This window comes from Tychonema sp. LEGE 06208, from assembly GCF_015207505.1.
Lineage (GTDB): Bacteria > Cyanobacteriota > Cyanobacteriia > Cyanobacteriales > Microcoleaceae > Microcoleus.
Genome location: NZ_JADEWT010000039.1, coordinates 39,549 through 47,595, shown reverse-complemented (window position 1 = coordinate 47,595; position 8,047 = coordinate 39,549). Strand labels below are relative to the sequence as shown.

4 protein-coding genes are annotated in these 8,047 nt (G+C 50.1%); 2 read left to right on the top strand and 2 right to left on the bottom strand.

The features are described from left to right. Nucleotides 1–145 precede the first annotated feature (145 nt). Nucleotides 146–2,212 (top strand): amylo-alpha-1,6-glucosidase, encoded by a 2,067-nt coding sequence (locus tag IQ263_RS12655; RefSeq protein ID WP_194067741.1) that lies wholly within the window; start codon nt 146–148, stop codon nt 2,210–2,212. Nucleotides 2,213–2,248: 36 nt separating this feature from the next. Continuing rightward, nucleotides 2,249–3,289: a glucokinase gene (locus tag IQ263_RS12650; RefSeq protein WP_194067740.1), complete on the top strand. Its 1,041-nt coding sequence runs from the start codon at nt 2,249–2,251 to the stop codon at nt 3,287–3,289. Between the two features lie 387 nt (nt 3,290–3,676). On the opposite strand, the gene IQ263_RS12645 is transcribed toward IQ263_RS12650, so the two are convergent. Further along, nucleotides 3,677–5,989, bottom strand: a complete 2,313-nt coding sequence (locus IQ263_RS12645; protein WP_194067739.1) for a WD40 repeat domain-containing protein — start codon at nt 5,987–5,989, stop codon at nt 3,677–3,679. After that, nucleotides 5,986–7,821, bottom strand: coding sequence for a P-loop domain-containing protein (locus tag IQ263_RS12640; protein ID WP_228050004.1), 1,836 nt, complete (start codon nt 7,819–7,821; stop codon nt 5,986–5,988). Before IQ263_RS12640 ends, IQ263_RS12645 begins: the two co-directional genes overlap by 4 nt. Between the last annotated feature and the right edge of the window lie 226 nt (nt 7,822–8,047).

Sequence of the window (8,047 nt, the reverse complement as noted above, 5' to 3'; positions counted from 1 at the left end):
GATTGGGAGAGGGGGAGGGGGAGAGGATTTTTGAGATAGCGTGGAAATATACAATTTAAATGCACAACAGGTTTATATTTGTTGTTAAAAATTGGTTTTAAATATACCTAAAGATAGATTACAAATTAGCGCGAGTGTTTGTTTTATGGTTATTGATTTTGGACGGGAAATTTGCGGCAATCTTGACTCGGCGGAGTCTCGCGAGTGGTTGGTCACAAACGGGATCGGCGGTTACGCTAGCGGGACGATCGCCAATCTGCTCACTAGGCGCTATCACGGGCTGCTGGTAGCCGCCCTTAAACCCCCGCTGGCACGGACTTTGATGCTCGCCAAGCTCGACGAGACAGCCGTATATGCCGATCGCCCTTATCCGCTTTATACAAACCGCTGGGCCGACAGTGCGATCGAACCCCACGGCTACAACTTAATCGAAAGCTTCTACCTCGAAGAAACTACCCCTGTTTGGAGGTTTGCCCTCGGCGACGCTATTTTGTCCAAGCGGATTTGGATGCAGCAAGGTGCTAACACAACATATATTCAATATTATTTGCACCGCGCCTCAAAGCCAGTATCCCTCGCTGTCAAAGCCCTAGTCAACTACCGCGACTACCACCACACAACAAGGGCTAGCGACTGGCCCGTGAGGCTAGAAACCTTGACAGATGGGGTTTGCGTCACCGCTTTTGAAGGAGCCGCACCGCTTTATCTGCTGACAGATGCCGAACCAGAGGCTCAATTCCGAGTCTCGGCTCCTTTATACAATTGGTACTACGGATTTGACCTCGCGGCTGAAAAACGGCGCGGATTGGAGTATTGCGAGGATCACTTGCACGCGGCGACTTTTCACTTGACCATCGCACCGGGAAACTCTGTCACATTGATAGCCAGTACCGAGAAAAATCCCGAACTCAACGGCGCTAAAGCTTTAGAAATGCGTCGCACTTACCATCGACAATTGCTGCAAAACTTCTCCCCCGCCAGAGAATCTCCCGACTGGATCGATCGCCTAGTGCTAGCAGCAGACCAATTTATCGTCAACCGCCCGCTACCGGAGGAACCCGAAGGTAAAACGATTATCGCCGGATATCCCTGGTTTAGCGACTGGGGGCGCGATACCACGATCGCCCTGCCCGGCCTCACAATCTGTACCGGGCGGTGGGACATTGCCCGATCGATTTTGCGGACTTTTGCGCGGTATGTCGATCGGGGAATGCTCCCGAACCGCTTCCCGGATGCCGGCGGCGCACCGGAATACAACACCGCAGACGCGACGCTGTGGTACTTTGAGGCAATTCGCGCTTACTGCGACTGCACCGGAGACGACGAACTTTTGACCGAACTCTGGCCGACCCTATGTGAGATGGTGGACTGGCACATTCGGGGAACTCGGTATAACATCCGCGTCGATCCCGATGACGGTTTAGTCTACGCGGGCGAAACCGGCGTGCAACTAACTTGGATGGATGCGAAAATCGGCGATTGGGTGGTGACTCCTCGGATTGGTAAGCCGATCGAACTCAGCGCCCTTTGGTACAACGCCCTGCAAGCTATGGCAAGTTTTGCTCGCAGATTGGGCAAGTCTCACCACGAATACGATCGGTTGGGCGATCGCACCAGCGCCGGATTCACCCGTTTCTGGAACGACTCAACCAGTTACTGCTACGACGTTTTAGACGGCCCCAACGGCAACGACAGCTCGCTGCGGCCAAACCAAATATTCGCCGTTTCCCTGCCCCTAGACTCGATTGGGCCTCGCTCCGCCACCTCCTTGTTACCGGGGGTGCGGGGCAAGGAAACTCCCCGCTATACACCGTTACTCACACCAATCCAGCGGCGCTGCGTAGTGGACGCTTGCGCTCAAGGGCTTCTGACTTCCCACGGCCTGCGAAGCCTCTCACCGCAGCACCCGCAGTATTGTGGAGTCTATGAAGGCGACCAATTGCAGCGCGATCGCGCCTACCACCAAGGCACGGTTTGGGGCTGGCTGATGGGCCCCTTTGTCTTGGCTCACTTGCACGTATACAAAGATCCAGCACGAGCTCGCGAATTTCTAGCACCGATGGCACATCATATAAACAGCGCAGGCGTTGGAAGTCTCAGCGAGATTTTTGAGGGCGATGCTCCTCACTCGCCTAGGGGCTGCACTGCTCAAGCTTGGACTGTGGCTGAGGTGCTGCGGGCTTGGTTGGCAATTAATACTATGGGTGTTTAAATGGGGAATACGATCTTTGGTTGAAATAGGAGGTTTATGGCATTATTGTTAGCGGGCGATATTGGTGGGACTAAGACGATTTTGCGCTTGGTGGAAAGGACTGTTAAGGGTGAAATGAATGCTCTTTATGAGTTTCGCTATCCGAGCGGGGAGTTTCCCGATTTAGTGCCGATTGTGCGGCAGTTTTTGACGGAGGCTGCTGCAAAACTGGATTTTGTACCTGAGCCTGAAAAAGCTTGTTTTGCGATCGCCGGGCCGGTAGTCAACAACACTGCAAAATTGACTAATTTACCTTGGCGACTGGATGCGAAGCGCTTGGAACAGGATTTAGGAATATCCCGCGTTAGTTTAATTAATGATTTTGTTGCGGTTGGTTATGGTGTGTTGGGTTTGGACGATCGAGATTTGCACGTTTTGCAAGTTGGAAAACCCTGCCAAAACGATCCAATTGCTGTGATTGGTGCGGGTACTGGTTTGGGAAATTGTTTTGCAATTCCCGAAGCAAATGGTATCAGGGTTTTTTCTTCGGAAGGGGGACACGCTGATTTTGCACCTCGCTCCGAGTTGGAGTTTGAGTTGCTAAAATATTTGTTAGCAAAACATGATATTCCCCGAATATCGATCGAGCGTGTAGTTTCGGGACAGGGGATTGCTTCAATTTACCAGTTTTTGCGCGATCGCCAGTTTGCTGCTGAATCTGCAGATGTAGGGGCTGCGATCGCTCAATGGGAGTCAGAAATTGGTAAAAGGGAGAAGACTGTCGATCCGGGGGCGACAATTGCTCAGGCGGCACTCAAAAAGTGCGATCGGCTTTCGGAACAAACAATGCAAATGTTTGTAGAAGCTTACGGGGCGGTGGCGGGAAATATGGCTGTTTCACTTTTACCTTACGGCGGTTTGTACGTAGCCGGCGGCATTGCTGCTAAGATTTTGCCGCTGATTTTAGAAGGCGGTTTTATGCGAGCTTTTACCCAAAAAGGTCGGATGAATTCACTGTTAGAAATGATTCCGGTGCGATTGGTTTTGGATGACCATGTAGGGTTAGTGGGAGCTGCAGTTTGTGCGGCCGGTCTTTAGGGATTGAAACTGAGAAAGCTATCCTGTCGAGTCGAAACCCAAAAACCCCGGCGGTTAAAACCCAATACGGTTCACTTAACATATTTATCCCCCGGAGATCCCCCTAAATCCCCCTTAAGAAGGGGGACTTTGAGAGCATTCTTGTCCCCCCCTTTTTAAGGGGGGTTAGGGGGGATCGTCTTAAGTAAACCGTATTGGGTTAAAACCGCGTCTACAAAGACACTCACGCGCCTGCGCGGGTTGAAGATTTCACCCGATGATTTTTCACATCTGGTGAATACCCTCTTCGTCCGCGCAGGCGGACATCGTTTGACAAGACGCGGTTTCCAACCGCCGGGATTTCTAACCGCCGGGTATTAGATCGCCAGAATCGACCCAAAAATCCGATTATCGCCCGTCGCTAACTCTCTCCAAACGCAGGAAATGCACCCGGCCCAAATCATCCCCCGCTACAACTGTAACCCCATCAGGCGCAAAAGCACAGCCTCTAAATGCACTATCTCCGCTGAAACTAGCAACCTCTTTACCTGTGAGCAAATCCCAGATTTTCAGGGTTTTATCGTCGGAAGGGGAAATCGCTGTTTTTCCGTCTGGTGCGATCGCCACTGCATATACCCAGTTACTATGACCCGTGAGAGTTTTCAGTTCCCGCCCTGTCTCGGTGTCCCAGATTTTCAGGGTACAATCCCAGGAAGCGGAAATCGCCGTGAGGCCGTCTGGTGCGATCGCCACTGCTGTTACCACGGAACTATGACCCGTGAGAGTTTTCAGTTCTGAACCTGTCTCGGTGTCCCAGATTTTCAGGGTATGATCCTCTGAAGCGGAAATCGCCGTGAGGCCGTCGGGTGCGATCGCCACTGCTGTTACCGCCCTATGACCCGTGAGAGTTTTCAGTTCCCGCCCTGTCTCGGTGTCCCAGATTTTCAGGGTATCCCAGGAAGCGGAAATCGCCGTGAGGCCGTCTGGTGCGATCGCCACTGCTTTTACCGAGTCACTATGACCCGTGAGAGTTTTCAGTTCCCGCCCTGTCTCGGTGTCCCAGATTTTCAGGGTATCCCAGGAAGCGGAAATCGCCGTGAGGCCGTCTGGTGCGATCGCCACTGCATATACACCTAAACTATGACCCGTGAGAGTTTTCAGTTCCCGCCCTGTCTCGGTGTCCCAGATTTTCAGGGTTTTATCCTTGGAAGCGGAAATCGCCGTGAAGCCGTCTGGTGCGATCGCCACTGCATTTACCGCCTCACTATGACCCGTGAGAGTTTTCAGTTCCCGCCCTGTCTCGGTGTCCCAGATTTTCAGGGTAGGATCCCAGGAAGCGGAAATCACCGTGAGGCCGTCTGGTGCGATCGCCACTGCATTTACCGCCTCACTATGACCCGTGAGAGTTTTCAGTTCCCGCCCTGTCTCGGTGTCCCAGATTTTCAGGGTTTTATCGTCGGAAGCGGAAATCGCTGTGAATCCGTGTGGTGCGATCGCCACTGCTTTTACCGAGTCACTATGACCCGTGAGAGTTTTCAGTTCCCGCCCTGTCTCGATGTCCCAGATTTTCAGGGTTTTATCGTCGGAAGCGGAAATCGCGGTTTTGCCGAGGAGTGCGATCGCCACTGCATTTACCGAGTCACTATGACCCGTGAGAGTTTTCAGTTCCCGCCCTGTCTCGATGTCCCAGATTTTCAGGGTTTCATCCCTTGAAGCGGAAATCGCTGTTTTACCGTCTGGTGCGATCGCCACTGCATTTACCAAGTTACTATGACCCGTGAGAGTTTTCAGTTCCCGCCCTGTCTCGGTGTCCCAGATTTTCAGGGTTTTATCCCATGAAGCGGAAATCGCTGTTTTACCGTCTGGTGCGATCGCCACTGCTGTTACCCCGGAACTATGACCCGTGAGAGTTTTCAGTTCTGAACCTGTCTCGGTGTCCCAGATTTTCAGGGTTTTATCCCTTGAAGCGGAAATCGCCGTGAGGCCGTCTGGTGCGATCGCCACTGCATTTACCAAGTTACTATGACCCGTGAGAGTTTTCAGTTCCCGCCCTGTCTCGGTGTCCCAGATTTTCAGGGTTTTATCCCATGAAGCGGAAATCGCGGTTTTTCCGTCTGGTGCGATCGCCACTGCACGTACCGCCTCACTATGACCAGCAAGCGTCCGCAGCGCACCTTCACCCGGTCGCTCTAAATTAGCCTTCAAAGGTCGCAACCAAGGACGATCTTTCCACTCCTTTGCTTGTTCCAGAATGGCTTGAATATCATCAGAAAACAAGAGTTTTTCCGTCACTTTTTTGATCGGTTTACGGGGAGCAAACCTACCAATCAATGGTAAATACTCCCAAAAATACTTAGATTCATCTATAACTCTAGTCACTTCATAAGGTAGTAATCTCCCCAACAACTGCCCTGCAAGCTGTGTTTTATCCCGATCCAAAACGTGTGCCGACTTACGAACTGCCCCTTGAATCAATCTCAGACTTTGACTTTGCTCATCCGAAAGCAGCACATCAGAACTTCTCGCCAAATCGTAATCATCAATTAGCGCTTGTACCCCCAAAAATTCCAGTTTCGTCTCAATAAAACCGAAATCCGTCAACCAAACGCAATAACGATTAAAATCCTTCAACACCTGAACGAAATCCCTGGGTTGATATTTCAAAAAATATTCCCTATCACCTTGACTCTGCTGCGCCAACCACACACCTAATTTGCTCATATCGGCGCTCCTTCCAACCTATTATTAATGCTTTGGCGGTTAAGTTCTTCCACATTCACCCCAGCAGATTGCACGGTTTCATCTTTTTCCAGAAACTCGCGAAAGGAGTTGTGATAAATGTTGTAGCGAATTTCCCCGTTGATCTGTTCCTGTCGCAAAAAAGAATCCCATTTCTTTAATACCTGCTGTACTTTAAACTCCGTCTCGCCAACGGCTTTTGCTATCCAGCGGCGAGAAACAGCTTCGTGAGCTTTCGACAGCACGTAGATAATCTTAACTTTCAATTCCAGCAGAGGATCGTCTTCCTGACCAATCATCTGTCCCCAGTGTTTTTGATAATATTCCTGCAAACCCGCTGGTAAATCTTTTAAATTCACATCATTATAAGTACCGCCTTCAATTTCATCCAGAATGTAGCGGAGATAGATAAATTTCTTTTCACTTTTCTCAGCTACCGCCGCCACAAACTGTTCCCGCTGCAAATTTCGAGCTGTAATCCAATCCTGAATTAACTCGCTTCTCTCCGTGCGTTTTGCCAGATAAGCCTTGACATCTTCCAGACTTTCTGCATCGTACTGCATCAAATCAAAAACAGTCTTGTTAGCTGCCGGCATTGGCAGGAATTTCGGTCGCTTGGAAACAATAAAATAAACGTTATCGGGCAAATCATTAGGCAAATACGAAACATTGCTGCCGCTAATTTGCAACGTCAAATCAACTTCATCCAGCGCATCCACCACAAAAATTATTTTTCTATCTGTGCTCGGATTAGCGCTAATTTCCTTCAGCAACTCGCCTAGAAAGCTGTTATTTTTCAGGGCATTTTTCGGTATTCGCGGATATTTATGTTTGAGGTGAAAACCCTCAATTAACTGAGTGCAAGCATTTTCCCAAAAAGTTTCAGCGCTGACAATCCCGTTCGGTTGCGAGTTGAAATGAGTAATGCAGCGTCGATTCAGGGACACCACACAAGCAGCCATAATCGCGCTTTTCCCGACACCAGGTTCCGCCTCCAAAACAAAATAGCCTTTCTGTTGTGTATTAAGAAACTCGTTAATTGCTTCAAACACAAATCTCCGACCGGTAAAGTCTTTAATTCTGTCCCGAATAATCGTCTCTGACTTAACGGGAATCGGCAAACCGGGTGCAGTAGGATCGATATATCTTTCCAGCAAGTTCCGAATCTGCGCCAAATCATCCCGGATACCAATTTCCATCGCATCCAATCTCGCCATCACCTGACAAATATGTTCGCGAGTCGCCACACTCTCCAACTTGTCGAGAATTTCCCGATTTTGCAGCCCCAAATCCTTGAGCTCCGCCAAAGCAATTTGGTGCAAATTCAACAGCATCGCGGCAAACTTTTCTCCTCCCTTCGCCGCATCTTGTTGGAGCACTTCGCGGTACGCCTTGGGGAATGTTTCGTAGAGTCTTTGCGCCACAAAATCCACAATTGCCGCATCAAAGGATTTCCCCTCGCTGCGGGCGAATTCCTGCAGGAAACTTGCCCAATCTTCCGGTGTCAATCCGGTAACTCGATCGAACTCTTCAACATCTGCAGAAAAAATCTTGGTTAGCTGGTCTTCCGAAATCTGCAAACCCCTTGACAAGTCGGCTGTATTCGTGTTAATGTCCAGCCAGTATTCAGGAGTTTTGTCGGCTAATTTATTTAAATCCTGTTCTGGATAGGTCAATTGTTCGGTTTCGGCGATCGCAATTAACTCATCCGACTTCGCCACATCCTTGAGAATATAGCCGATCGCCTCACCCGCCGCCTTAATCAAATCGTGATTATCCAGAATCCTCGGATTTTCCCCCAATTTTTCCGCCATCCGATTTCCCAAGTCATTCGCCGCGATATTCCCCGCAATACCACCAGCGATCGCAGCTAAGATAGAAACTCCCCCAAGGGCGATCGGGCCGCCGATAATACCCGCTGCTGCTTAAGTTTCCGGATTGGCGATCGCATTAGAAATAAGCTGCCCCACAGCCATCACCGCACTGCATCCAACTACCCGAACTTTAGTATTAGCTAAATCTACTAACGGCATAATTTAA

Excerpts from the sequence above, each read along its gene's own strand:
- IQ263_RS12655 (WP_194067741.1), top strand. The coding sequence starts at position 146 with ATGGTTATTGATTTTGGACGGGAAATTTGCGGCAATCTTGACTCGGCG.
- IQ263_RS12650 (WP_194067740.1), top strand. The coding sequence starts at position 2,249 with ATGGCATTATTGTTAGCGGGCGATATTGGTGGGACTAAGACGATTTTG.
- IQ263_RS12645 (WP_194067739.1), bottom strand. The coding sequence starts at position 5,989 with ATGAGCAAATTAGGTGTGTGGTTGGCGCAGCAGAGTCAAGGTGATAGG.
- IQ263_RS12640 (WP_228050004.1), bottom strand. The coding sequence starts at position 7,821 with ATGGCGGAAAAATTGGGGGAAAATCCGAGGATTCTGGATAATCACGAT.